At 68.8% G+C, this 21288-nt stretch carries 26 protein-coding genes; 19 read left to right on the forward strand and 7 right to left on the reverse strand.

Features of this window, described 5'->3' with window-relative positions; all coding sequences use genetic code 11:
• Positions 1-9: 9 nt before the first annotated feature.
• Positions 10-1488 carry an extracellular solute-binding protein gene (locus JOF41_RS32110; protein ID WP_209623608.1) on the reverse strand — a complete coding sequence of 493 codons (1479 nt, stop codon included), beginning with the start codon at positions 1486-1488 and terminating at the stop codon, positions 10-12.
• 416 nt (positions 1489-1904) lie between these two features.
• Here JOF41_RS32110 and JOF41_RS32115 point away from each other — a divergent pair, with 416 nt between their 5' ends.
• Positions 1905-2678 carry an oxidoreductase gene (locus JOF41_RS32115; protein ID WP_209623609.1) on the forward strand — a complete coding sequence of 258 codons (774 nt, stop codon included), beginning with the start codon at positions 1905-1907 and terminating at the stop codon, positions 2676-2678.
• Between the two features lie 10 nt (positions 2679-2688).
• Here the strand turns inward: JOF41_RS32115 and JOF41_RS32120 are convergent, their stop codons facing one another.
• A complete protein-coding gene (locus tag JOF41_RS32120) occupies positions 2689-3582 on the reverse strand; it encodes a LysR family transcriptional regulator (RefSeq protein ID WP_209623610.1) in 894 nt (297 codons plus the stop codon).
• Between the two features lie 250 nt (positions 3583-3832).
• Here JOF41_RS32120 and JOF41_RS32125 point away from each other — a divergent pair, with 250 nt between their 5' ends.
• Both JOF41_RS32125 and JOF41_RS32130 read left to right on the forward strand, forming a co-directional pair.
• The gene (locus JOF41_RS32125; protein ID WP_209623611.1) at positions 3833-4054 is read left to right on the forward strand and encodes a type II toxin-antitoxin system HicB family antitoxin; all 222 of its coding nucleotides are present in this window, start codon (positions 3833-3835) and stop codon (positions 4052-4054) included.
• Positions 4051-4272, forward strand: a complete 222-nt coding sequence (locus JOF41_RS32130) for a type II toxin-antitoxin system HicA family toxin (RefSeq protein ID WP_209623612.1) — start codon at positions 4051-4053, stop codon at positions 4270-4272. The genes JOF41_RS32125 and JOF41_RS32130 overlap by 4 nt, the downstream gene beginning before the upstream one ends.
• 91 nt (positions 4273-4363) lie before the next feature.
• Here JOF41_RS32130 and JOF41_RS32135 read toward each other — a convergent pair whose 3' ends face one another.
• On the reverse strand, positions 4364-4954 hold the full coding sequence (locus JOF41_RS32135) for a GntR family transcriptional regulator (protein ID WP_209623613.1): 591 nt from the start codon (positions 4952-4954) through the stop codon (positions 4364-4366).
• A gap of 309 nt (positions 4955-5263) precedes the next feature.
• Positions 5264-7054 (reverse strand): pentapeptide repeat-containing protein, encoded by a 1791-nt coding sequence (locus tag JOF41_RS32140; protein ID WP_209623614.1) that lies wholly within the window; start codon positions 7052-7054, stop codon positions 5264-5266.
• Between the two features lie 924 nt (positions 7055-7978).
• On the opposite strand from JOF41_RS32140, the gene JOF41_RS32145 reads away from it, so the two are divergent.
• The gene (locus tag JOF41_RS32145) at positions 7979-8608 is read left to right on the forward strand and encodes an HD domain-containing protein (RefSeq protein ID WP_209623615.1); all 630 of its coding nucleotides are present in this window, start codon (positions 7979-7981) and stop codon (positions 8606-8608) included.
• On the opposite strand, the gene JOF41_RS32150 is transcribed toward JOF41_RS32145, so the two are convergent.
• Both JOF41_RS32150 and JOF41_RS32155 read right to left on the reverse strand, forming a co-directional pair.
• Positions 8596-9072: an NUDIX hydrolase gene (locus JOF41_RS32150; RefSeq protein ID WP_209623616.1), complete on the reverse strand. Its 477-nt coding sequence runs from the start codon at positions 9070-9072 to the stop codon at positions 8596-8598. The two genes, JOF41_RS32145 and JOF41_RS32150, sit on opposite strands and share 13 nt — an antisense overlap.
• A gap of 11 nt (positions 9073-9083) precedes the next feature.
• The gene (locus JOF41_RS32155) at positions 9084-9827 is read right to left on the reverse strand and encodes a DUF5919 domain-containing protein (protein WP_209623617.1); all 744 of its coding nucleotides are present in this window, start codon (positions 9825-9827) and stop codon (positions 9084-9086) included.
• A gap of 151 nt (positions 9828-9978) precedes the next feature.
• On the opposite strand from JOF41_RS32155, the gene JOF41_RS32160 reads away from it, so the two are divergent.
• On the forward strand, positions 9979-10182 hold the full coding sequence (locus JOF41_RS32160) for a hypothetical protein (RefSeq protein ID WP_209623618.1): 204 nt from the start codon (positions 9979-9981) through the stop codon (positions 10180-10182).
• Between the two features lie 16 nt (positions 10183-10198).
• On the opposite strand, the gene JOF41_RS38005 is transcribed toward JOF41_RS32160, so the two are convergent.
• Positions 10199-10597: a winged helix-turn-helix domain-containing protein gene (locus tag JOF41_RS38005; RefSeq protein WP_307867593.1), complete on the reverse strand. Its 399-nt coding sequence runs from the start codon at positions 10595-10597 to the stop codon at positions 10199-10201.
• 91 nt (positions 10598-10688) lie between these two features.
• Here JOF41_RS38005 and JOF41_RS32170 point away from each other — a divergent pair, with 91 nt between their 5' ends.
• From JOF41_RS32170 to JOF41_RS32235, 14 genes are all read left to right on the forward strand, one after another.
• Positions 10689-11051, forward strand: coding sequence for a hypothetical protein (locus tag JOF41_RS32170; protein WP_209623620.1), 363 nt, complete (start codon positions 10689-10691; stop codon positions 11049-11051).
• Entirely contained in the window at positions 11051-11518 is a 468-nt protein-coding gene (locus tag JOF41_RS32175; protein WP_209623621.1) for a DUF3307 domain-containing protein, read from the forward strand. Before JOF41_RS32170 ends, JOF41_RS32175 begins: the two co-directional genes overlap by 1 nt.
• Positions 11518-11850 carry a hypothetical protein gene (locus JOF41_RS32180; protein WP_209623622.1) on the forward strand — a complete coding sequence of 111 codons (333 nt, stop codon included), beginning with the start codon at positions 11518-11520 and terminating at the stop codon, positions 11848-11850. The genes JOF41_RS32175 and JOF41_RS32180 overlap by 1 nt, the downstream gene beginning before the upstream one ends.
• A gap of 1 nt (position 11851) precedes the next feature.
• A complete protein-coding gene (locus JOF41_RS32185) occupies positions 11852-12205 on the forward strand; it encodes an RRQRL motif-containing zinc-binding protein (RefSeq protein WP_209623623.1) in 354 nt (117 codons plus the stop codon).
• Positions 12206-12255: 50 nt separating this feature from the next.
• Complete coding sequence (locus JOF41_RS32190; RefSeq protein WP_209623624.1) at positions 12256-12723, forward strand: NUDIX domain-containing protein; 468 nt, start codon at positions 12256-12258, stop codon at positions 12721-12723.
• Between the two features lie 99 nt (positions 12724-12822).
• Positions 12823-13014, forward strand: a complete 192-nt coding sequence (locus JOF41_RS32195) for a hypothetical protein (protein ID WP_209623625.1) — start codon at positions 12823-12825, stop codon at positions 13012-13014.
• A gap of 2 nt (positions 13015-13016) precedes the next feature.
• Positions 13017-13292: a hypothetical protein gene (locus JOF41_RS32200; RefSeq protein ID WP_209623626.1), complete on the forward strand. Its 276-nt coding sequence runs from the start codon at positions 13017-13019 to the stop codon at positions 13290-13292.
• On the forward strand, positions 13289-14455 hold the full coding sequence (locus JOF41_RS32205) for a hypothetical protein (protein WP_209623627.1): 1167 nt from the start codon (positions 13289-13291) through the stop codon (positions 14453-14455). The genes JOF41_RS32200 and JOF41_RS32205 overlap by 4 nt, the downstream gene beginning before the upstream one ends.
• 4 nt (positions 14456-14459) lie before the next feature.
• The gene (locus JOF41_RS32210) at positions 14460-16715 is read left to right on the forward strand and encodes a hypothetical protein (RefSeq protein WP_209623628.1); all 2256 of its coding nucleotides are present in this window, start codon (positions 14460-14462) and stop codon (positions 16713-16715) included.
• A 272-nt stretch (positions 16716-16987) separates the two neighbouring features.
• A complete protein-coding gene (locus JOF41_RS32215) occupies positions 16988-17161 on the forward strand; it encodes a hypothetical protein (protein WP_209623629.1) in 174 nt (57 codons plus the stop codon).
• Positions 17162-17195: 34 nt separating this feature from the next.
• On the forward strand, positions 17196-17846 hold the full coding sequence (locus tag JOF41_RS32220) for a hypothetical protein (protein ID WP_209623630.1): 651 nt from the start codon (positions 17196-17198) through the stop codon (positions 17844-17846).
• A gap of 90 nt (positions 17847-17936) precedes the next feature.
• A complete protein-coding gene (locus tag JOF41_RS32225; RefSeq protein WP_209623631.1) occupies positions 17937-18980 on the forward strand; it encodes a bifunctional DNA primase/polymerase in 1044 nt (347 codons plus the stop codon).
• A gap of 46 nt (positions 18981-19026) precedes the next feature.
• Positions 19027-20709, forward strand: a complete 1683-nt coding sequence (locus JOF41_RS32230) for a hypothetical protein (RefSeq protein ID WP_209623632.1) — start codon at positions 19027-19029, stop codon at positions 20707-20709.
• 238 nt (positions 20710-20947) lie between these two features.
• Positions 20948-21265 carry a helix-turn-helix domain-containing protein gene (locus tag JOF41_RS32235; protein WP_244989750.1) on the forward strand — a complete coding sequence of 106 codons (318 nt, stop codon included), beginning with the start codon at positions 20948-20950 and terminating at the stop codon, positions 21263-21265.
• The last annotated feature ends 23 nt before the right edge of the window (positions 21266-21288 follow it).

Here is a 21288-nt window from a genome sequence, read left to right on the forward strand (position 1 = left end):
GTCCACCGGTCACTTCCGCAGGATCTCCGCCAACTCCCTGGCGGTCTCGTCGGGGATCTGGTCGTGCTCGCTCACCACGTTCTTGACGGCGTCGCGGAAGGCCTTGCTGAACTCGGTGTAGTTCCGCGTGTTCGGGCGCAGCCGGGTCTGCTGCAGCGCCGTCCGCACGTGCACCCAGTGCTCGCTCTTCGCCCGGTCGTACACCGATCCCCTGCTCGGCGCGAACCCGCCGACCTCGGCCAGGATCTGCTGGCTCTGCGCGCTGGTGAGGAACTGGATCAGCGCCTGCGCGGCCCTCGGCTCGCCGGTGTGCGCCGAGATCGCCAGGTTCTGCCCGCCGAGCACGCTGGGCGAGGGCGGGGCGATGGCGTCGAAGGTGACGCCCGCGGCGTCCAGCTCGGCCTGCCGGTCGTCGAGCTGCTGGTGGGCGATGGCCCAGTTGCGCATGAACGCCGTGCGCCCGGCGGCGAACTGCTCGACGGCGTCGAGGGCGTTGGTGTCCTCGGGGCGCGGGTCGGTCAGCGCGATGCCCTGCGCCCTGGTCATCGCGTTGAGCTTGCGCATCCCCGCGTAGTCGTTCTTGGTGAACCTCACCCGGCTGCCGTCCGGGGTCAGCGTGACCTCGCCGTCCTCGGTCACCACCCCGCCGCCCTCCGCCCAGATCGCTTCCAGCGCCGAGACCATCAGCATCTCGTCCGAGAACTGCGCGGCGGTCGCCGCCTCCACCCCGCCGCGCCCCTCGGCGGCGGGGGTCCCGGAGTGGGCGTCCCAGGTGCGCGGCGCGTCGACGCCGGGCACCTTGGTGCGGTGGTAGATCAGCGCGGTGTCGGTGTTGAGCGGCAGCGCCCAGAGCTTGCCCTTCACCTCGCAGGTGCGCCGCACCGGTGCCACGAAGTCGTCCAGGTCGTCCCCGAGCTTCGACCGGTCCAGTTCCCGCAGGTATCCGTTCTCGACGAATTCCGGCATCCACACCACGTCGAGGATGTAGACGTCGGCCTTGTGCTCGCCGTCCTCCTCCGCGTCGTTGACCATGCGCTCGTGCTGCTCCTCGGTCTCACCCGCCGCGATTTCGAGCCTGGCCGGATTGCGCGGGTGGGTTTCGTTCCACTGCTCGATCAGCGTGGTGCGCGGGGTGTTGGGGCTCAGGTCCGGCGCCGCCATGATGACCAGCTCGCCCGGCTCCAGCGCGGGCGGCAGCAGGACGTAGCCCGCTCCGGCGAGAAGCGGGACGGTGATCACGACGCCCAGCGCCTTGCGCGGGCGGGTCAGCGCTTTCCCGACCCGGTCCGCCACCGCCGGGAACGGCCCCGACCAGTGCCAGAACTCCTTCACCGCCCTGGGCAGCGCGTTGATCAGCACGCTGGACAGGATCAGCATCACCGCGGTCGCGGCGAGGTAGGGGATGCCGTCCGCCCGCCACCACTCGACCACGTCGGCGACCAGGCGCGCCGACACGGACGTGACCACGGCGGTCACCAGGACGAACAAGATTATGAGCAGAACTCGATGGCCGGGTCTCCCGCGGTCCGCTGGATCAGTCATGCCGCCCCTCCGACAACGTCGTCGACACCGACATTGTCCTGAGGGGAGGTCGATTTTCGGCACATTCCCGCGAGATTTTCGGCGAAACCGCAATAAGGCGGAAATCATTCCACGATCGTCGGGAAGGAGCGGCGCTCCGGGTGCGGAATCAGCAGGCGGCCCGCCCGCGCTTCCGGTAGCCCGTGAAGGCGACGTCCGCCTTGGGGGTGCCGCGCTCGCCCACCGCGAACCGAGCGTTCGGACGCCATAGGTTCCCCCTATGGCGTCCGCAGTTATTTCGTCTTTGCTTCCCGTTCTTTCCCCGCCGTACCGTGAAAGAGCCCGATGGGTTGACCGAATACACGACGGAGAGGACCAGTGGCATGACCACGACCGAGAACGGATCTGGCACGCCCGAATTCGCGGGAAAGCGGGCCCTGGTCACGGGCGGTTCTCGCGGAATCGGCGCGGCCATCGTGCGCCAACTCCTGGGCGCGGGCGCCGAAGTGCTCACCACCGCCAGGTCGGCGACGAGCGCGGCGCCGGAGGGGGCCCGCTTCGTCCAAGCCGACGTGCGGACCCGCAGCGGGGCGGAGGCGATCGCCGCGGCCGCGCGGGAGGCGTTCGGCGGGGTGGACCTGCTGGTGCACAACGCGGGCGGGGCGCGACCGCACCGCGGCGCGCTGGACATCCCCGACGAGGAGTGGCAGGACACGCTGGAGCTGAACCTGCTGGCGTCGGTGCGGCTGGACGCGCTGCTGGCACCGGGGATGCGGGAACGGCGCTCGGGGGTGATCGTGCACATCTCCTCCGCGGCCGTGCCCGTCGCGTCCGGACCGTTCCTGCACTACACGGCGGCCAAGGCGGCGCTGGAGAACTACAGCCGGGGACTGGCCGCCGAACTGGCCCCGTTCGGCGTCCGGGTCAACACCGTCACCCCCGGCCGGGTCGCCACCCCCGGCGGCGAAGCGACGCGGGAGCAGTGGGCGCGCCTGGACTCGACGCCGGACCAGGTCAGCGCCACCACGCCGCCGCTGGGGCGCGACGGCGAGCCCGACGACATCGCCAACGCGGTGCTGTTCCTCGCCTCCGGCCGGGCGAGCTGGCTGACCGGGAGCAACCTCGTCGTGGACGGCGGCGAGTTCCCCAGGGGCTGACGGCCCCCGCTCAGGCCGTCACGACAGCGGACCGCGACCAGGACTCCTGGCGCAGCAGCTCCAGCAGCGCCAGCTCCGCCCGGCCCGCGCCGCGCCGGACCGCCGCGATGACGGGCTGGGACACGACCGGGAACACCGGCCGCACGAGGTGCTCGTGACCGTGCGGCACCGCGGAGGCCGGGACGAGCGTCACCCCCAGCCCGTGGGCGGCCCAGCGCACGGCCGTCGCCGTTTGGGACGCGCGGGCGACCGTGGTCGGGGCCAGCCCGTGCTCCCGCAGCACGTCCCGCAGCACGCCGTCGAGCGCGCTGTCCCGGTCGAACCGCACCCACGGCTCACCCGCCAGCTCGGCCAGCCCGACCCGGTCCTCGGCGAGCAGCCGGTGCCCGTCACCCAGCACCACGACGAACTCCTCGTCGCCGAGGTGGTGGGCGTCGACGGCACCCTCCTCGCACGTCGAGGCCACCAGGGCGAGGTCGATCACGCCCCGGCGGCCCATCCGCTCCAGCTCGGCCGGGTTCGGCTCCTCGAAGACGGTGACCTCCAGGCGGGGGAAGCGGCGGCGCAGCGCGCCCAGCGCGCCCGGCAGCTGCCGCGTCCCCAAGCCCATCTGCGCCATCACCACCAGCTCGCCCACCAGCTCGTCGGCACCGGCCCGCGCCATCGCCTTGGCCCGCCGCGCCGCGTTCACCGCCGCCTCCGCCTCCCGCAGGAACACCCGGCCGACCAGGGTGGGCACCAGGCCGGTCGGCGTGCGGGCGAACAGGTCCACACCGAGCTCCCGCTCCAGGTTGCGGATCTGCTGGGACACCGACGGCTGCGCGACGCGCAGCAACTCCGCCGCCGCCGTCACCGAGCCCTCCTCGGCGACGGCCAGCGCGTACTCGTACTGGCGAAGGCTCATGGGCTCCCGGCTCCTCCCCGCGACCAACCCGTCGCAACAGTTACACCACGGCGGGCGGCGCGTTATTCCGCGCCAGGTGACCGGTTGCTGCTTGACCGCTGAACCGACCTCGGCGGAGTGCGCGTCGAGCCCGTGGCCGAGGTGCGCTCGCATCCATCGTGCGTCAGTCAGACCGGCCTCACAGCCGCGAAGTGCCAGGCCCCTGCTGCGCCTGCCCCCCTCACCGGCGCGCTGGTGGGACACTGCTCTCATGAGTCGACCGCACACCTTCACCGCCGCCGTCCACCAGGAAGAGGACTGGTACGTGGCTCAGTGCCTGGAGGTGGACGTGGCCAGCCAGGGGCAGACGATCGACGAGGCGTTGGGCAACCTGGCCGAGGCCGTGGAGCTCTACCTCGAACACGTTCCGACGCCGACTATCACCCCCGCTCCGTTGGTGACCCACTTCCACCTGCCGGGTAGCGCCGCGTGAGCCCTGCGCTGGCCGACCTGCCCGTGCGCAGGGTTGAACGCGTGTTGAAGTCCCTCGGGTTCGAGCACGTACGCACCAAGGGCAGCCATGCCGTATGGCGGCATCACGACGGTCGAACAGTCATCCTGCCGATGCACGGCACCGTCAAGCGGGGCACGCTGGCGTCGGTAGTGCGCCAAGCCGGCCTGACAGCCGCCGAGTTCCTGGCCTTGCTGTGACCGAGTGGTTGGAGCAAGTTGCGGAAAGCCCCGTCACCGGCATGATGAAAATGCCACTTGCTGAACTTTTTGAAGTGTCTTCGGGGCGTGCTCACCAGCTTTCGGAAGCGACCTCGGGAATCCTGGTCGTGTAAGACAGCGCGTAGCGGTCGGCGGGCACGATGATGTCCGCTGTTTCCACTGGCCTGTCGCCCGCGTAGTAGGTGCGCTCGACAGCCATGACTGGAACTCCTTGGGGAACTTCCAGCTTGTCCGTCTCGAAGGGCCTCGGGGCTCTCACGTCGTCGCCTAGCTCGATGCCCAGTCGGTCGGCGACAGCTCTGGTGGCCTTGGTGGCTCGTGACTGGCACTCCCAGTCGGCGGTCTTCCCGGCGGCTTGGGCGCTCTGGGCGACGGGAGAGAAGGTTGGGCGCTTCGCGTAGAGGTCGCCCATGACGCGCTTCTTCAGCGGCTTGTGCCGACGGACGTAACTGCCGCTGCCTTGTTGGGTGCGCACCAAGCCCTCGGAGCGCAGCAGGTTGATCGCGTCGCGGACCACGATCCGGGAGACGCCGTAGTCGTCCATGATCTCTTGCGCGGTCGGGAGCCGGTCGCCGTCCCGCAGTTCACCGTCGAGGATCTGCCGCCGCAGGTCATCTGCGATCCGGAGGTACGCGGGTCGACCTTCGAAGCTCCCGGTCATCGTCCTGGCCTCACTCCGCTTGGTTGGCGTCCATCGCCTCCAAGCCTTCTACGGACGGCGGTGAGGTGGAACTGGACCGGCCTGCCTCCAGCCATCTGGCTGGAACGCAAATCAGGCCCGGTACGTCTTGCGACGTACCGGGCCTGACCTGGTCGGGGTGACAGGATTTGAACCTGCGACCTCTTCGTCCCGAAGCAAAGTTCCTAGGACCAAGGCCTCCCTGTTCTCCCAGCTCACAGCACGTATGACGTCCATAGACATCCTGGTGCGTGCGCACCTGTCCGCCTCGGTTGTCACGCAGTTGGTCGCTCAAGCGTCGACAGCCTGCGAGGGCAGCGAGGTAAGAACGATCGGCACCGGTACCAACTGAGCCCATTTGCCATCCCTGCCATCCCTGGGTGCCGCCACCGACCCGTCTACAGTCCATCCTGCTGGCCACGAATTCTCTCCCAGCAACGGACGGACATTGCTTCTGGGCTGATCAATCCGTACCCACACATCGTCAGCCCTAGCAATCGACTGGAACGCTGCGTCGTTGAACCAGGCGTGGCCGGTGAAGGTCGCGTCGTGGAACTCGGCGTCGCCGGTGAAGGTCGCGTCGTTGAACTCGGCGTTGCGGGTGAAGGTCGCGCGGTGGAACCAGGCGTTGCGGGTGAAGGTCGCGTTGTCGAACAAGGCGTCGCGGGTGAAGGTCGCGTCGTTGAACTCGGCGTTGCGGGTGAAGGTCGCGCGGTGGAACCAGGCGTTGCGGGTGAAGGTCGCGTCGTTGAACTCGGCGTCGCCGGTGAAGGTCGCGCGGTGGAACCAGGCGTGGCGGGTGAAGGTCGCGTCGTGGAACTCGGCGTCGCCGGTGAAGGTCGCGTCGTTGAACTCGGCGTTGCGGGTGAAGGTCGCGCGGTGGAACCAGGCGTTGCGGGTGAAGGTCGCGTCGTCGAACAAGGCGTCGCGGGTGAAGGTCGCGTCGTGGAACAAGGCGTTGCCGGTGAAGGTCGCGCCGCGGAATGATGCGGTGTTGACATGGCAGCCGGTCATATTGAAGTCAATAAGGGTAGAGCCTGTGAGATCCAGGTCGTAGCCCTCCCCCCAGTAGCGTGGGTTGACGGCTTGACCGGTGTCCTCGTCGAGGTTGGGGCGCAGGTGAGCGGCGAGGATGCGCTGGGCGGTAAGTCGAACCTCGCGCTCTTGGCGCGATTCCTCCTCTGTAGGGGACGGTGTGGGTGGATTCAGGCTGATACGGCGCGCGGACGCGGTGGCGGCGGCTACCCGGGCGGCGGGGGTTCCGCGCAAGGACCGGAGCAGGCCGGTGCGGCGGGTGATGGGACGATCCGGAGGTGGTGTGTACGGGGAGCGCAGGTAGGCGCAGATCACGTTGATTACGGTCTGTCGGTGGGTGGGGTTGTCCTGGGCTACGCGCTCCAACGCGTACAACCCGCCCTGGCGGACCACGGCCTTGTCCGACCCCAGCTGTTCGACAGCCTTGGTGTACAGCTCGGTCACCCGGCGTTCGGTCGCATCCCGCTCGCTGTGGTCGAATTCGGCGTGGCGCTGCGCCAGCTCCAACTCCTGGGTCCGCTGTCGACGCGCGGCCAGGTACAACGCGAAAAACCCACCGCCGGCGACCGCGACGCTCGCGGCGAACTTCACCGTCTCTAACCGCGTGCTCGCCGCGTCTTTCGCGCCTAGACCTGGCACCGCCGACCAGTCCCACATCACTGCCAGCACCAGCACCGCAACACCGAGGACACTGATCGCCGCGGTCAGGACCACCCACCCGGACAAACTCGACCGACGCTCCGTCACCTCCGCTTTACCCGTGGCCGTAGTCCCGGTCCCGGTAGCCGAGGTTCGGGCCGGACCCGCGTTGTCCTGGGCGGCCAGGGCGCGCCGATGCATGGCCGTCACACCGAGCACGAACAGCACCACCGTGCCCGCTACCGGCCACCACTGACCCAACCGGATGGAAATCTCCGACCACCACGGCCGCAGCGCGACCACACCCAGCACACCACCGGCGGTCAACGACAACCCACTGACCCAGCCCCACCGCACCTCCGCCAACACACGGCCCCTCCGGGTCTCGTGGCCACGATCACTGGTCATGACGACACCATCGCGTACTCACCCCGGCGCGTATCGGCGACCCGCCGCTGTGTTGGAAGCTGCGTTTTAGGAAACCGCGCTCCCCGCGCGTTCGAACCGATCTCTGACCTGGGTAGACGTGTCGCTGCCCAACTTGGGCAGAGCCAACTTGGGCAGAGCCAACTTGGGCAGAGCCAACTTGGGCAGCCACTGGGCAAATCGCACCGCGTTCGCTGGCATTGTCTCAAGTGGACATCGGCGCTCGCTGGCGCACCACCCCGCTAGCTGGTGGCAAATCTTACCCATGCCGGTTCGGCAGGTGTCGCTGCACATGGGCTGGCTCGGTTGGTCGCCTCTGTGCGGCTCTCAGGCCGTTCTGTACGGCGTTCTGCGGCGTTGACCAGCTCCGGCAAGCCCGTCCCGTGCTCTGGCGTGGTCATGTACTACTCTTCTCCTTTCTCAGGATGAGAAACAAACCCGCAAACCCGCAAGAGACCGATGAGGTGTGCTCTGACCTGCGCTGATGGTGCGCGGGTTTGGGTGCGGGTTTGGTGCAAGTGGCGGGTTTGAAACCCGCCTCCAAACCCGCGCACCCCAGGGACTGCCCTACTGCCTCGCGCGAGGTAGTAGGGCAGTCCCGTGACTGGCTGCGCCCCACTTCGGCAGGTGTCCCTGCACATGGGCTGGCTCGGTTGGTCGCCTCTGTGGGGCTCTCAGGCCGTCCTGTACGGCGTTCTGCGGCGTTGACCAGCTCCGGCAAGCCCGTCCGCCGTCCCGGCGGGCGTCACTCCTTGGGCCAGGGGCAGAGCGGACCGTGGTGGTACCGATGCACCGCAGCTCACGGACCGCCTACGACAGGCGAGTGCCGAGAGTGCTGTCGATGCCGTGTACTGCACGTGTGTGCAGTGGAAGACTCGTCTGTGGAACCGGAAGCGGAGGTGCGCCATGGAACTGGCCAAGGACGCGCAGGACGTAGCGCGCTGGGAAGCGCAGAACTCCGATCTTGTCGAATATGCCCGCCGCACAGCTGAAGCGCTGGTGTCACCACTGCAACGCCGTTGGCGGCACGTCCAAGCAGTCGCGGTGCGGGCCGATTCGATCCGTGCAGCGGTTCACTCACGGGAATCACCCGAGTTGGACTCCGTAGCGGACAAGCTTCTAGTGGCGTCCGCATGGCTCCATGACATTGGCTACGCGCCCGACCTTGTCGCGACAGGTCTCCACGCCGCCGATGGTGCCGCATATTTGCGCGAACACGAGTTGCCCACGGCATTGGTGAACCTGGTTGCGCACCACTCGGGTGCACGGTTTGAAGCAGTGGAGCGCGGCATGCCTCATGTGCTGGCCGATTACCCGTTCGAAGAGAGTCCGCTTTCGGATGCTCTTGCCACGGCAGACCTCACCACCGGTCCATCTGGCGAGAGTGTGAGTTATGACGAACGTATTGACGAAGTCTTCACGCGTTATCCGGCCAACGATCCGGTGCACCGATTTTGGCTGAGGGCTCGACCTGTGATCGGCGAGGCTGTCTCGCGAACAGAAGCACGCTTGCGCCTGGCGACTCAACCGAGGTAAGGCTCCGTACGGTTTGAGTCAAGGGCGTGATCAATCCGTAGGCGCATTGACGGGTGGATGTTGAGGCGATCCAAGTCGTTGGGGTTGACCCAACGTACCGCCTTCGTTTCGGTGCCATCCTCGCGCGGCATGCCACCAATCCACTTTGCCCTGAAGCACAATGAGAACTGCTGTCGAACCTCGCCGTCGTCGTAGGCCATGACGTGTCGTGGGTCGGTGTATGTGCCGACCAGGCTGGTGACTTGGACGTCAAGTCCTGTCTCTTCACGCACCTCCCGCACAACCGTGTCGATGATGCTCTCGCCAGGGTCGTGCCCGCCGCCCGGCAGCGCCCACAGGTCGTTGTCCACTTTGTGGATGAGGAGGATCCTCCCGTCGTCATCCCGAATTGCGCATGTAACCGAGGGAACAACACTATTGACTGCGGGTGCGTCAGCGTCATTGAAGTAGTCGATCCGAGCCACGCTAAACTCCTCTACTGTAGTTCCGGTACGCCACTGGTCCATACGCGCTCAAAGGATGACGAGTAGTTCTCCCACATCATCCCGCCGGGAGCCCGTCGGATGTGGATAACCGGATTTTGTCCGGCAACCGTCCCGTAAGCGTGGCCGTTGATCAGCATGTCATTGTCAAACCTGTATATCGAGTTATACAGGACTGTTCCGTGGCTGCGTACTTCGACGCCTGGCAGTCGTGCAACGCTTTCGAGGTAGCGCAGCATGAGTTGTGTTCGCCCTTCGAGTCCTCCGGGCGTACCCTCTTCGCGGGCTCTCTGGATGACGGCAGTCGATGTGTGGTCACCGACGAGAAGTCGGAATTTAACGCCTTCGGCCGACTTGCGCCGGATAACGGGAATTAGGTTGTACTGCTCCACAAGGAATGCGCCAGCGTACACGAGAACGTCAACTTCGGTGCTTGCGTCGCTGATTAATTCGAGCCACAAATCGTGAGGCACGGAGGCGCGAGTTGGGTACACATACACCACTTCACTTTGCCCGGTGTGGCGGGTGCGGATATCCTCTGCAACTTCTGGCCATAGGTGTACTTCGTCAACACCTAATAAGGCTGCCACCGTCAAGCGAGTCCGGCGGTGCGGCTTCCGTGATTCGTTACTGATCCACCGTTCGACTGTCTTCGGGTCGACCGCTACACGCGAGCAAACGTCCTCGATCGTGAGCCCAGCGGCACGGATGGCCGCCCGAAGTCGGTCGTTGGGCATGACGCACCCTCCCCTGGACGTTCCTAGGACGTTTTGGACGTTACGGGCATGCTCAGGACGTCTGCAAGGGTCTGTTGGAACGCGGTGTAACCGTCCTGTGCTTCGGCGTGGAATAGCCCTATCACCACATCGGCCAACTGTGGAGGAAGTCATGGGGCGCAAGAACCACACGATGATGCCGATCACGGGCGGGCAGGGCGGCCGGAAGGTTGTGCCCCTGCTCGTTCTCCTCGTGCTGTTGGCACTTGTGCTCCGTGACCCCGTGGGCGCGGCGCACGCTGCGCAGCGGCTCGGGGACTGGGGCGGCTACGTGCTCGACGCGCTCGGCACGTTCGGCTCCACGGTCGGTAGGTAGCCGAGAGGGCTGGCGATCACTTGATATCCAAGCGCTTCGCTCGGTCTTGAAGATCCTCTACCCGCTTCGCGAGGCTCGCGAGCGTCTGCGACGCGTCTAGGAGTTCGCTCGCGATGCCCCGTGCATCCGCTCGCAGATCAGCGAGGCCGTAGGCCGCCTCGTTGCTTGTAGCTCGAACCTCGACCCCTGAGTTCGGCTTGATGTCGACCAAGCCCTGCTCGGCGAGCTGCCGCACGGCCGCCATCACTGTATTGACCGCAACTCCGTACGTAGCCGCAAGTGTCCGATATGCGGGCAACGGGTCGCCAGGCCGGTAGTCGCCGTCAGCGATTGCCGTTCGCAAGCCATCCGCGACTCGCTGGCTAGCTGTTGATCGACGGCGGTTTGTAGCTCCCTGATCAGCCATAACACACATCCTACCCACCCGTCTTGAGACACGTCTTGACGGCTGCGACGGAGTATGTCTACTGTGTGCGACACGATAATTGTCTTAAGACGGAGGGGCGATGACTACCACGAAGCACTACCCGGACAGCTTGACTCCGGCGGCGTTGGCGCTGCTGGACGCGCAGGTTTCGGTGGAGATCGCGTTGGGTGAGCCGACGTCGGGGCTGTTGGACGGGTCGGCGCGGGAGCGCCGTAACCGGCGCATCTTGGCCCGTGCGTTGGCGGGCATCACCCCCAAGTACGGCAGCGTCAGCGTCGCCCAGGCTGCGGCCGAGCTGGAGGATGCGGAGCGGATGGTGGGGCCGGTGGCGGTCGCCACGGCGTTGCCGTCGCCGGTGTTCGGTTGGAGCAAGGGCAAGGGACGTAAGGCGCGTCGCAACGCCGCCCGTCGTGCCGCTGCGGCCGTGAAGCGGGTGGCGTGATGCAGCTCGACGCCATGGGGATGGCGGTCGCCTTCGCGGCGGTACTGCCAGCGTTGCTGGTGGCGCACAACGTGGCTGATCACTGGGTTCAGACCGAGTCGCAGAGCGTCCACAAGGGGTGGAGGTCGCACGCGGGCCGCTTGGCCTGTTTGCGGCATGTCGCCTCCTACACCATGGTCACCGCCGGGACGGTCGCGCTGCTGTGGTGGCTGCTGGGCCTGCCGATCACCCCGGCGGGGTTCGTCGCCGGACAGTTGGTGTCCGCGGTGACGCACTACTGGGCCGACCGCCGCCACACCCTGGCCCGTCTCGCCGCGCTGGTCGGCAAGGGCGGGTTCGTCACCTTCGGCGCACCGCGACCCGGCCGGGACGACAACCCCACGTTGGGCACGGGCGCGTATGCGCTGGACCAGTCCTGGCACTGGTTGTGGCTGGGCGTGGCCGCGCTGCTCACGGCGGTGGCGTGATGGACCGGATGTTGCAGGACTTCGACGCCCGGTTCAGGGCCGCCGAGGACCGGTTGCGCGGGGTGCGGGACCGCTTCGCCGCTGTGGGGTTCGACCTGTACGCCGAGGGTTTCGACCGGGTGGCGTACTACCGGGACGTGGTCGGGGCGGAGACCGCGTTGGCGGAGGTGTTCGCGGAGGCCCGGATGTCGGTGCGGGTGGGGGACATCGTCTGGTCGGCCCTGTACGACGCGGAGCGCTTGCACCTGGACTACGCCGACGAGTACCGCCGTCTGTTGGCCGCGAGCGACACGGCCGCCGTCGGCACCGCGTCGGTGTTGGTGGGCCGGTGACATGGCGCGCTGGCCGTGGGTGTGGGTGGAGTCGGTGCCCTGGACCACGGGGACGGTGCTCACGCGCGGCACGCATGACGGGTTGCCGCTGTTGACCTGGGGCCGTGCTCCGCGTGACAGGCTCGCCACCCGCCGTCAGTTGCGGGCGCGAGGGCTGCGGCCCGGTGGTGCCGATCCGGTCGCGGTGCTCTACGTGCGCCACCGCGCCAGTGGGCGGCGCAACTTCGCAAGCCTCTACCTGGTCGAGTCCGCCAAGCCGGTGCGGCCGATGACCCCGGCCCGTCAGGCCGCGCTGGACAAGGCCAACCGCGCCCGCCTGGCCCGCCGGTACGCCCGGTACCAGGCCGCCACCTGACCTGCTCTCGCTTTCCCTTGCACATCAACACTTCTGAGGAGATCGCTGCTGTGAAGGACAACAACGCTTCCATCACCACCGATGTGCTGCTGTTCGCCCAGGACGACGCCGGTCAGTGGCGGGTGCTGCTGATCGAGCGGGGTCACGACCCGTTCGCGGGTCGGTGGGCGCTGCCCGGTGGCTACGTCGACCCGCACGAGACCTTCGCCGCCGCCGCCGTGCGCGAGCTGCACGAGGAGACCGGCGTGGCGTTCGAGGAATGGAGCCTGGACCAGGTCGGCGTGTACGACACCCCCGGCCGTGACCCGCGTGGCCGGGTGGTGTCGGTGGGATTCGCCGCGGTGCTGGACCACATGCCCGCCGCCGTCGGTGGCGACGACGCCCGCCAGGCCCGCTGGTGGCCGGTGGCCGACGTGCTGGCCGACGAGTTCGGGTCGCTGGCGTTCGACCACGACCAGGTCCTCACCGACGCCGTGGACCTCGTCCAGCGGCAGTACGGCACCACCCTCGTGCACTGACTCCGCCCGGACCGGCGGCCCAACTCCCGGCCAGGAACGCGCCGCCGGTCCGGTCCACCCCAACACCGCCCGTCACGGGCGGGTCAGGAGAGCACCAGCATGTCGAACAACCTGCACCGGCGCGACCTCGTGGACGTCCGCACCGGCGACACCTTCATCCAGCCCACCCCCTACGGCCCGGTCATCCCGGTGACCACCGCCGACGGCTCCGCCCCGTCCAGTCAGCGCGGTCGGTCGTGGGAGTACCTGACCGCCTCCGGCCGCGTGCTGCGCCCCATCGGGGGTGCGTGACCGTGGCGACCATCCCCACCCCCTTACTGCTGTTGCTCATCGCGCTCGCCGTGGTGGCGGTGATCGTGCTGTGGAAGCTGCTCATGGTCGCCGGGCTGATCGGCCTGGCCCAGTGGGCGGTGACCGCCCAGACCGAGGACCCCACGGTCCTGCTGGTCGCCTACGGCCTGCCCGCCCTGCTGGTCGTCGTCCTGGCCCGCCGCGCCACCACTCGCACCGGCCACCGCGCCGGACTGCTCTCCCCTCGTTCCGCCCGCCGACTGGAGGTGACCCGATGAGCACGACCGCAACCCCGCTGCCCGGTCCCGACGAGTTCGACCCGTTCGCCGCCACCGTGGCCGAGTTGGAACGCTACGTCGCCGCCGCCGCGCCCACCGTTCCCACATCGGCCGTGCCCGTCGACCACGTCCGCCCCGTCAACCAGCGCGAACACGCCGCCGACGACGAGGGCCAGGACCACGCCGCCGCTTCCGCCGCCGGAGACACGCGGCGGGTGCGCGGGCTGCGCGCCGAGGTCGCCGAGGCACACGCCCTGCTGGCCTTGCAGGACGACACCGCACCCCTGCTGGTGGACACCAAGCGGGTACGCAAGGCCCTCAAGCGCTCTCACGAGGCCGCCCGCCTGCACACCCTCGGGCAGAACCCCATGGCGCGGGCGTGGCAGGCCGCCCGCGTGCGCCTGGTCCTCACCGTCACCGCCCTGGTGGCGTTGGTCGGCGCGCTGGCCTGGTCCACCACCGGCGTGCACCACACCCTGACCCTCGGCATGACCGAGCGGGGCGCGGCGTGGTGGGGCGCGTGGGCGGTCGAACCGGTCATCTCCGCCATCCTGCTGGTGGTCGTCGGCGCAAAGGCGTTCCTGACCACCCGCGGCACCACCCTGCACCACCCGCACCTGACCAAGGTCGAGTTCGGCGCGCTCGGGGTGACGCTGACGCTCAACGTCTGGCCCTACCTGCCGATCGTCGCCGATACCTTCAAGCCGATGACGCTGCTGGCCCACGCCATCGGCCCCTTGGTCGCCGTCGGCGCGGTCACCGTCCTGCCGATCATCTGGGACGGCTTCGCCCACCTCGACCACACCGCCGGCACCCGCCCCGACCGGACCGCTCCGGCCCGACCGGCGTCGGCGCACCCCGCCGGCCACCGCACCGACACCCCGACCCACGCCACCCCGGCCGGTCCGTCCAGCCCGGCCCCGGTGAGCGCCGACACCGCCCCTGAACGTGCGACCGACACCCCGATCGTTCAGGCAGAACTGTCCGCGCGGGCCGCCGCGCTGCTGCCCCGACTGCGTGCCGCCATCGCCGCCGGTGACCTGCCCGCCACCGCGTCGGCGAGTGCCATCCGCGCGCACCTGCGCTGCGGCAGCGAGTACGCCCGCGAACTGCGCAACGCCCTGACCGAGCCCGCCCGACAGACCCGACCGGAAGCGAGGTGACCCGATGAGCACCACCGCCCACGACCATCACGACGAGGACGAGGACCGGGAGCGCACCAACGTGGTGCGCCTGCCCGTGCGCCACGCCGACGCCACCCCGGACACGGGCGAGGTGGAGCCGGACGGGGCCGTTGTCGGGGAACTGCTGACCGATGAGGAATCCGCCGAGCTGGACCGCCGCATGGCGGCCCAGAACGCGGCCCGCACCGCGGCCAGTGCGGTGGTTCGGGTGGTGCGCCACGAGCGCACCCGCTCCGTGGCCCGCGCGGTGCGACGCAACGCCGGGTACGCGGTGGCCGGTGCCCGCATCCGCCGCCAGGAGCGCCGTGCACGCCGTAAGCACCTGGACCTCGAACAGGCCATCACCACCCTGCGCGTCAACGCCAAGAGCGCGGAGGACTTCCACGTCCTGCGCGAGCTTGAGGAGGTGTTGGAGCGGCGCCGGTCGGGCGCGGCCCAACGCGGCCGGGAACGGCGGCTGGAGATCCTGCGGTGGTCGGGTGGCGCGGTGCTGCTGCTGGCGTCGGGGCACGTGGTGTTCCTCGGGTTCTCCGCGGTGCAGACCGTCATCGGCGCAGCGTCGTTGACCGACCGGTGGAACGGCATGGTGGACTTCTGGACCACCGTGGTGGAGCTGTCCCCGGTCGGCGGCTACTGGTGGGCCTGGGCCATCGCGGGCGCGGGCACCTGGGCCGCGCGGACCATCCCGGTGGGACGTGACCGGGGCACCCTGCCGATGTGGGCGGGTGAGGAGCGGACCGTTGAGGCGGATGGCCGCGACATCATCCCCGACGAGTCCGCGGTGTTGTCCGCGTTGCGTCACCTGTCCGGGCTGCCCGCGCTGCGGCAGGCGTTCAAGGAGGGCTGGGGACGGTCGATCACACCGACGTGGGTGCAGCCGCCGCACCGCGACGGCAAGGGCTGGCGGATGCAGCTGGTCATGCCCAAAGGCGTGCCGGTGGAGGAGATCGTCAAGCGCAAGACCGTGTTCGCGCACAACCTCGTGCGCCTGCCGGTGGAGGTCTGGCCGTCCGAGCCCAAGGGGCAACCGGGTGTGCTGGACCTGTGGGTGGCCGACCAGGGCGCGCTGTCCGGTCCGGTGGGGCCGTGGCCGCTGCTGGACACCAACGGGCCGACGGACTACTTCGCCGCCCTGCCGGTCGGGGTGAACATCCGGGGCGAGGTGGTCCGGGCACTGCTGTTCGAGAAGAACTATGCCGCGGCCGGGGTGATGGGGTCGGGTAAGTCGTCGCTGTTCATCACGTTGGTGTGCGGAGCGATCCTGGATCCGCTGGTGGACGTGGACGTGTTCGTGCTGGCCGAGAACGCCGATTACGACCCGATGAAACCGCGGCTGCGGACTCTGCGCACTGGGGCGGACAAGGAGACCGTCCGGGCCTGCCTGGACACGTTGCGGGAGCTGTACGCCGATCTGGACGTGCGCGGCAAGGCGTTGCGGGAACACGACGAACGCAAGGTCAACCGCACGGTTGCCGCCAAGGACAGCCGACTGCGTCCGCGCGTGGTGGTCATCGACGAGTGTCAGGCCTTGTTCATGCACGACGAGTACGGAGAGGAGGCCGCCGACGTGGTCACCAAGCTGATCAGCGCCGCCCGCAAGTACGCCGTCACGCTGCTGTTCGCCACGCCGGAAGCGTCCACGGCGTCGTTGCCGCGCAAGGTCACCGCCGTGACCTCGTGCAAGGCGTGCTTCGCCATCGGTGACCAGCAGTCCAACGACGCCATCCTCGGTACCGGCAGCTACAAGGCCGGCATCTCCGCGGTCAGTCTCGACCCGGCCACCGACGAAGGTCCCGGCGACGTGGGCACCGCCATGGTGCGCGGCATCATGGCTCAACCCGGCCTGTTGCGCAGCTTCTACCTCACCTCCGCCGAGGTGGCCGAGGTCACCGACCGGGCGATGGAGCTGCGCGCCGGTCACGTCCCCACCCCCACCAGCGACGACGAAGAACCCCGGGACCTGTTGGCCGATGTGCTGGCCGTGCTGGGTGACCAGGCCGTCACCGCCGCCAAGGTCCTGGCCGCGCTCAAGACCGCGCACCCGCGCCACCTGCCCTACCAGCAGATGCGCGACCGCATGGCCCTGGTCAAGGCACTGGCCGACCACGGCGTGAAGGTGCCGTCCACCAACGGCGCGTACAACGTCGACCCCGTCACCGTCCGTCAACAGCAGCTCATGCGTGGCACCGCCGCCGACCCCGCGGAGGACGACGACCCCGACGGGTTCGCCGACGAGTGAAACACCGGTGAACCCGACGATCCGGGATGAACAATCGCACTCCCGGATGAAACCCGCAGGTCAAGGCCCTGACCAGCGGAAAGTGAAGAAATGAAGCAATGAATCTGCGATGAGCGGTGCCCGCGCGACTCTCGGAAACCGGAGTGCGCGGGCACCCCGCCCCGCTTCACCCCCACCCTCCCCACCCCCGCGCCGGCACCCGATGGCACCGCCCGCGCGTCACCCCAACACGTCCACCCGGCGTCACACACAGTCACGAAAGAGGTCGAGTTATGGGCAAGCCCGTCGCGCACATCGGCACCCGCTCGTGGTGGTCCGGCCAGGTCAAGACCCTGTGCGGCCAGACCATGCCCGAGGGCGGCAACTCCCGCGTGTGGTTCCCGACGCTGTCCGGCTACACCGTCTGTCCGACCTGCCGCGCCACCGACATCGCGGCCAAACGCTGACCTCCGAATCCCATGCATGGCAAGGGGACGTGACATGTGCAGAGCAGGAGGCCGCCGCTGCCCCAACGCCAGCGGGCGGTCCACACAGAACACCCGACAGGCCGTCTCCCGCGCCCGCCGCGCCCTGCGCCAGGCCAAGGAGACCGGCGACCCGGCCGAGATCACCGCTGCCCGCGAACGCCTCGACACCGCCCGCACCGCCCACCGACAGGCCAAGGACGACGCCGTGAACCAGCGCCACCCCAAGGGCCAGGACCCCGCCGCCGACCACGACACGACCGCAGGTCACGACAGGGACGTGACCCCGCCGACGACCACCGACGACACCACCACCGGAGCGTCCACAAGGGACGAAAGCACCTATCGGTACGGAGGATTCACCTTGCACAACACCAACATCGCCCACTCCGGCGCGCACGTGGGCAGCCAACACGACGTCACCCACGGATCAACCAGCTTCCGATACACCGCAGGTGACGACGGGGACGTGACCAACCACATCAACGAGGCACTGCGCCGCGCCGAAGAGGCCGTGCACCACGCCACCCACCACGACCGGGACGACCACGACACCCCCAACGGTCACCACGGGCACAGCACCCGCAACGTCGCCTCCGGCAACGACCACGTCGCCCAACAGGTCGGCTTCACCCTCGCCGACCTCAACCGCTTGCGCCGCCGCTGACCCCGTCGGCACTGGTCGCTGCGGGGACGTGACCAACCGCCGTCCCCGCAGCGACAGGGCCGCGCCCACCACCCGAGAGGAACCACCGCCATGACCGCAACCCGGCCCACCGCCGCCGACGTCGCGCTGTGGGTGGCCGGCCGTCACGGCTGGCACGTGCTGCCCCTGCACCCCGGCACCAAACGCCCGCTGGCCGGCTGCCCGGACTGCCGGGGCGGCGGAGGCCACACCGCCGCACAGTGCACGTGCCTGGCCCGCCGTGACGGCGCGCTGTGCCACGGCGTGTGGGCCGCCACCGCCGACACGCAGATGATCGGTCGGTGGGCGGCGCGGTGGCGCACGAGCGTGTGGGCGGTGCACCTGGGGGTTTCCGGGCTGCTGACCGTCGACCTCGACGCGCACGGCGGCACCCCGCCCGCCCAACCGCTCAACGGCGTGCCCTGGCCGGTCGGGAACCCGCTGCCCGCCGACGGCATCGACACCTACGCCACGTTGGCCGGCCTGCGGGGGCAGGGCTTCGACGTGGACACCCTCGTCACGGAGACCCCGTCCGGTGGGCTGCACCTGCTCTACACCGCCGAGTCGGGCCGGTGGAAGTCCAGCAGCGGCCGTGTCCGCGACGGCGAAAGCGTGGTGAGCAGCGGACTGGGTTGGCAGGTCGACATCAAGGCTTACGGCGGCTACGTCGTGCTGCCCGGCTCCACCACCCCGGCCGGCACCTACCGCCGCGCCTCCACCGCCCTGACCCCGGCTGTCCTGCCCGACTGGCTCACCGCCGAACTTGTGCGCACCGGCCATGACCGCCACGCCACCCCGACACCGATCCGACCGGCGCCGGTCACGGTCACCGCCCGCGGTGAGGATCGCCAAGCCCGCTACGCCGCCGCCGCGCTCCGTTCGGCGTGCGACGAGTTGGCCGCGATGCCGCCGGACTCCGGACGCAACCGCAAGCTGTTCCGCTCCACCAGCCGACTCGCCGGGATGGTCGAGGCGGGCTGGATCGACCGCCACCAGGTGGAGACCGCGCTCGCCACCGCCGCCCACACCGCCGGCCTGCCCGCCGGAGAGATCCGCTACGCCCTCGCCTCCGGGTTCAACCGACCCCGCACCCCGACCGAACACCCCGCCGCATGACCACCACCGACCGCGCCCAGCACGCCACGGAAGGGAGGCCCGTCGCATGACCACTGCTGCCGAACCCACCACCGCCGACACCGCCGACGGGACCGATCCCGTCGACCGGCCGCCCATCCGCATCGGCGGGGACGCCGAGACCATCCGCACCCTCACCGCCGCCGTCGCCGGTGGCGCGCTGCCCGACGTGTTCGTCTCCGGCGGGCAGCTCGTGCACCTGTCCCGCGTCTCCGGCCCCACCGGCACCGACCAGACCGCCGGACAGCCCGCGGCACCGCCCGTACAGGCCGAACCGCTCACCGCCTCCGCGCTGGCCTTCCTGCTCGCCCACCACACCTACGTCCACCGCCTCAAGAAGGACAAGAACACCGACGAGTGGACCGAAGTGGAGGTCAGCCCCACCGGAACTGCCCTGTCGGCGGTGCTGTCCTCCCGCTACTGGCCCGGCGTCCGACCCTTGACCGGCATCGTCGGATCACCCGTCCTGCGACCTGACGGAACGCTGATCCAGACCAGCGGCTACGACCCCGCCACCGGCCTCTACTACTCGCCCACCGCCCCCATGTCGCCCGTCCCGACCCACCCGACCGCCGACCAGGTCGCCGACGCCAAAACCTTCCTGCTGGACCGGCTGTTGTCCGATTTCCCGTTTGTCGCGCCCGCCGACCGCGCCAACCACATCGCCCTACTACTCGCTCCGATCCTGCGTCCCTATCTCGGATGCCTGACCCCGTTCGGCCTGATCTCCGCCACCACCCAGTCCAGCGGCAAAACCTTGCTCGCCGAGATTCCCGGCTACATCTACGGCTGCAAAAACCTTGTCTGGCGCAAAGGCGACGACAGCGAATTGGAGAAGAGCATCACGAGTGCCCTGCACAGCTCATCGCCGATCATGCTGTGGGACAACATCGCCGAAGGGACCATCGTCTCCTCCGCCGTCCTGGCCCAACTGCTCACCTCACCGCAATGGTCCGCCCGGATGCTCGGTTCCTCCGGCGCGGGATTCACCGCCACCAACAACCGGCTGTGGTTGGCCACCGGGAACAACATCCGGTTGGGCGGGGACATGGCCACCCGCACCGTCCTGGTCCGACTCGACCCCAACGACCCGCACCCCGACCAACGAGACCAGACCGCGTTCGGCATTCCCCACCTGGACAACTGGCTCAAAACCCCGGCCAACCGCGTCACCGTGCTGCGGCACCTGCTGATCCTGGTCATGGACTGGATCAACGCCGGAGCACCCCGCTCCGGCCACACCATGCGCCAATTCACCACCTGGGCCGGAGCCTCCGGCGGACTACTCGCCCACCACGGCATCGACGGCTTCCTCGACAACCTCAACGACATGCGCGAAGCCGACGACGAAGACGCCGAATGGGTCGCATTCCTCGCACGCTGGCACGAACTCAACCACGACCGCCGCATCACCAGCCGACATCTCCGCCAACAAGCCGAAATCGACATCATCGACAACCAACCCGTCGACCGCTGGGAAGGAACCTTCCTCACCGACGAACAAGGCCGCACCCCCTCCACCAAATCCATCGGCCGCCACCTCACCGGCCACATCGGCCGCTGGCACGGCGACTACGTCATCCGCTCCGCCATGGACACCCACGCCAAAGCCCGCGTCTTCTGGGTCGAAACCCGCACCAACGACGACCACCAGCCCGACCAGGCCACCGACGACCAGATCCCGGCCGGCCAGGCCGACCTCTGGCAGTAGCAGGGCGGCCCTCCGACCGGCCCTGCAGACCCGCTTGCGGGTTTGACACGACCACCCGCGGCTTTGGCGCGGGTTTGCCCCGACCTCAAACCCGCACCGCATCACCGCAGCTCACAGCCCTTCCTCTGCTCGATCGGCGGGTTTGCGGGTTTGACACCCCGTACCCGCCCCCCGCACAGCGCCGACGTCCAGCCGCGCTACGTCGCCGCCACCCCGACCGACCACAAGGTGATGACGCATGCCCAAAATCCCCACCCAACGACAGACCGCACCACTGGGAAGCGCTCGCGTGAAGCCGCACGACTCACCGGAAAACGAGGGGAAACCGATGAGCGACACGAGCAACGTCACCGAGTTGGCGAAGTATCTCTACAAAGTGCCCGAAGCGATGCGGCTGCTGTCACTGAGTCGCAGCACCTTCTACGAGCAGATGCGTGCCGGACGGATCAAGTTCGTCAAGCAAGGCAGTGCCACGCTTATCCCGGCATCCGCGATCCGTTCCTACGTCACGCTGTTGGAGCGGGAAGCGGGGGTGCACCTTGGCGAAACGGCGTAGCCGCGGGGACGGTGGCCTGCACT

It is taken from the genome of Saccharothrix coeruleofusca, from assembly GCF_017876325.1.
Taxonomy (GTDB): Bacteria; Actinomycetota; Actinomycetes; order Mycobacteriales; family Pseudonocardiaceae; genus Actinosynnema; species Actinosynnema coeruleofuscum.

Bases quoted from the DNA above. Each gene is read 5' to 3' on its own strand.
- JOF41_RS32115 (WP_209623609.1), top strand. From the start codon at position 1,905: ATGACCACGACCGAGAACGGATCTGGCACGCCCGAATTCGCGGGAAAG.
- JOF41_RS32120 (WP_209623610.1), bottom strand. From the start codon at position 3,582: ATGAGCCTTCGCCAGTACGAGTACGCGCTGGCCGTCGCCGAGGAGGGC.
- JOF41_RS32125 (WP_209623611.1), top strand. From the start codon at position 3,833: ATGAGTCGACCGCACACCTTCACCGCCGCCGTCCACCAGGAAGAGGAC.
- JOF41_RS32135 (WP_209623613.1), bottom strand. From the start codon at position 4,954: ATGACCGGGAGCTTCGAAGGTCGACCCGCGTACCTCCGGATCGCAGAT.
- JOF41_RS32140 (WP_209623614.1), bottom strand. From the start codon at position 7,054: ATGACCAGTGATCGTGGCCACGAGACCCGGAGGGGCCGTGTGTTGGCG.
- JOF41_RS32145 (WP_209623615.1), top strand. From the start codon at position 7,979: ATGGAACTGGCCAAGGACGCGCAGGACGTAGCGCGCTGGGAAGCGCAG.
- JOF41_RS32155 (WP_209623617.1), bottom strand. From the start codon at position 9,827: ATGCCCAACGACCGACTTCGGGCGGCCATCCGTGCCGCTGGGCTCACG.
- JOF41_RS32160 (WP_209623618.1), top strand. From the start codon at position 9,979: ATGGGGCGCAAGAACCACACGATGATGCCGATCACGGGCGGGCAGGGC.
- JOF41_RS38005 (WP_307867593.1), bottom strand. From the start codon at position 10,597: ATGTGTGTTATGGCTGATCAGGGAGCTACAAACCGCCGTCGATCAACA.
- JOF41_RS32170 (WP_209623620.1), top strand. From the start codon at position 10,689: ATGACTACCACGAAGCACTACCCGGACAGCTTGACTCCGGCGGCGTTG.
- JOF41_RS32175 (WP_209623621.1), top strand. From the start codon at position 11,051: ATGCAGCTCGACGCCATGGGGATGGCGGTCGCCTTCGCGGCGGTACTG.
- JOF41_RS32180 (WP_209623622.1), top strand. From the start codon at position 11,518: ATGGACCGGATGTTGCAGGACTTCGACGCCCGGTTCAGGGCCGCCGAG.
- JOF41_RS32185 (WP_209623623.1), top strand. From the start codon at position 11,852: ATGGCGCGCTGGCCGTGGGTGTGGGTGGAGTCGGTGCCCTGGACCACG.
- JOF41_RS32195 (WP_209623625.1), top strand. From the start codon at position 12,823: ATGTCGAACAACCTGCACCGGCGCGACCTCGTGGACGTCCGCACCGGC.
- JOF41_RS32205 (WP_209623627.1), top strand. From the start codon at position 13,289: ATGAGCACGACCGCAACCCCGCTGCCCGGTCCCGACGAGTTCGACCCG.
- JOF41_RS32210 (WP_209623628.1), top strand. From the start codon at position 14,460: ATGAGCACCACCGCCCACGACCATCACGACGAGGACGAGGACCGGGAG.
- JOF41_RS32215 (WP_209623629.1), top strand. From the start codon at position 16,988: ATGGGCAAGCCCGTCGCGCACATCGGCACCCGCTCGTGGTGGTCCGGC.
- JOF41_RS32220 (WP_209623630.1), top strand. From the start codon at position 17,196: ATGTGCAGAGCAGGAGGCCGCCGCTGCCCCAACGCCAGCGGGCGGTCC.
- JOF41_RS32225 (WP_209623631.1), top strand. From the start codon at position 17,937: ATGACCGCAACCCGGCCCACCGCCGCCGACGTCGCGCTGTGGGTGGCC.
- JOF41_RS32230 (WP_209623632.1), top strand. From the start codon at position 19,027: ATGACCACTGCTGCCGAACCCACCACCGCCGACACCGCCGACGGGACC.
- JOF41_RS32235 (WP_244989750.1), top strand. From the start codon at position 20,948: ATGCCCAAAATCCCCACCCAACGACAGACCGCACCACTGGGAAGCGCT.